Origin of the sequence: Aestuariivirga sp., assembly GCF_037139295.1 — a bacterium.
Taxonomy (GTDB): Bacteria; Pseudomonadota; Alphaproteobacteria; order Rhizobiales; family Aestuariivirgaceae; genus Aestuariivirga.
The window spans coordinates 1-1,810 of record NZ_JBAXGR010000286.1 but is presented as its reverse complement, the minus strand read 5'-3'; the positions used below and the strand labels follow the sequence as shown (position 1 = coordinate 1,810).

Genomic DNA, 1,810 nt, shown 5'->3' with positions numbered 1-1,810 from the left:
CACCTGAAAACGCCGATGTGGCCGTTCAACATGCCACACGCGGCGGCTCTTGCGTTCTGCTTTTGTTCTATCGTACACACAGAGTCAATCCCCCGGTTTTGCGATTCCGCCCGTGCTTCTTCTCAGGATCTCCCGGGCTTCTGGTAACCGCATGATTCGACTGAACTTCGTGATCGATAGATTTTTTCCACATGTTTCGAGGAGAAGGGACAAGCCAGATGATGCCGTGCGAATGTGCCTTGAAGGCGGAAGGACACTTGGAGGCAATGTCTCCGATGAATGAAGGGTGTCACGAAAGGTGATGCGGGGAATTCCGATCGCTGTCGGCTTGCTGGCTGGCCTTCTTCTCGCATCGGCGATAGCCTTTGGCGCGCCGCTCGTTCAGGGCACTGCATCCGTTATCGACGGCGACACCATCGAAATCCATGGGCAGCGAATCCGGCTCGATGCCATCGACGCACCGGAGAGTTCTCAGCTTTGCCTGGACGCCGCCGGCAAACGATATCGCTGCGGCCAGAAGTCCGCCTTCGCTCTCGCCGACATGATCGGGCGCTCGTCCGTCGCCTGCGAGCCCAAGGGTCGTGACCGCTACCAGCGCATTATCGCCGTTTGCTTCAAGGGCGATACCAATCTCAACGCCTGGATGGTCGCACAAGGCTGGGCGGTGGCGTTTCGGAAGTATGGAATCGATTACATCCCGCAGGAAGACGACGCCCGGCTGAACCGCAGCGGCATGTGGGCGGGCTCCTTCGACATGCCGTGGGACTGGAGGGCGCGAAAGCGATGAGCCGCAACGCCGCCGCACAGGCCCAGCAGGCGCCGCAGGATGTACTGGCGGGCATCGTGGAGCGTGTGACGTTCCACAATGATGAGAGCGGCTTCTGTGTGCTGCGCGTCAAGGCGCGGGGGCACCGGGACCTCGTGACGGTAGTTGGGCATTCCGCAGCCATCGCGGCGGGCGAATGGATCACGGCGACAGGGGAGTGGTTCAACGACCGGACCCATGGACTGCAATTCAAGGCGCGGTTTCTCAAGACGACCCCGCCCACCACGGCGGAGGGCATCGAGAAGTACTTGTCCTCCGGCATGATCCGCGGCATCGGCCCGGTCTATGCCAAGAAAATGGTGAAGGCATTCGGGGAGCAGGTCTTCGACATCATAGAGGCCAATCCGGAGCGATTGCGCGAGGTGGACGGTATCGGCGCGGTGCGCGCGCAGCGGATCGTTTCCGCGTGGGCCGAGCAGAAGGCGGTGCGCGAGATCATGGTGTTCCTGCACAGCCATGGCGTGGGTACGGCGCGCGCGGTGCGCATCTACAAGACCTATGGCGCCGACGCGATCCAGGTGATGACCGACAACCCCTATCGGCTTGCCCGCGACATCCGCGGCATCGGTTTCCGCACGGCGGATGCCATTGCCATGAAACTCGGGATCGAGAAGACGGCCATGATCCGGATACGCGCCGGGATTTCCTATGCGCTGACGGAAGCCATGGACCAGGGTCACTGCGGCCTGCCGGTCGAAGAACTCGCACCGCTGGCGGTGGAACTGCTTGATGTGCCGAAGGAACTGATCCAGACGGCGCTGGACCTCGAACTTGCCGAGGGCACTGTGATCGCTGATGCGGTGGGCGAAACCCGGTGTGTATTCCTCGCGGGCCTCTACAGATCTGAGCAAGCCATTGCCGAGCGCTTGCGGACACTCGCCGGCGGCAAGCTGCCCTGGGCGTGGATCGATCCCGAAAAGGCGCTGCCATGGATCGAGCAGAAGACCGGCCTCAGCCTTGCGCCGAGCCAGAGAGAGGCGATCA

At 62.0% G+C, this 1,810-nt stretch carries 2 protein-coding genes; both read left to right on the top strand.

The annotated features are described in order from the left end of the window. Positions 1-301: 301 nt before the first annotated feature. Positions 302-787, top strand: a complete 486-nt coding sequence (locus WCJ41_RS21965) for a thermonuclease family protein (RefSeq protein ID WP_336907962.1) — start codon at positions 302-304, stop codon at positions 785-787. Beyond that, positions 784-1,810 (top strand): helix-hairpin-helix domain-containing protein (locus WCJ41_RS21960; RefSeq protein WP_336907961.1); only part of this gene is annotated, 1,027 nt, incomplete at its 3' end. The genes WCJ41_RS21965 and WCJ41_RS21960, both read left to right, overlap by 4 nt.

Bases quoted from the DNA above. Each gene is read 5' to 3' on its own strand.
- WCJ41_RS21965 (WP_336907962.1), top strand. From the start codon at position 302: ATGCGGGGAATTCCGATCGCTGTCGGCTTGCTGGCTGGCCTTCTTCTC.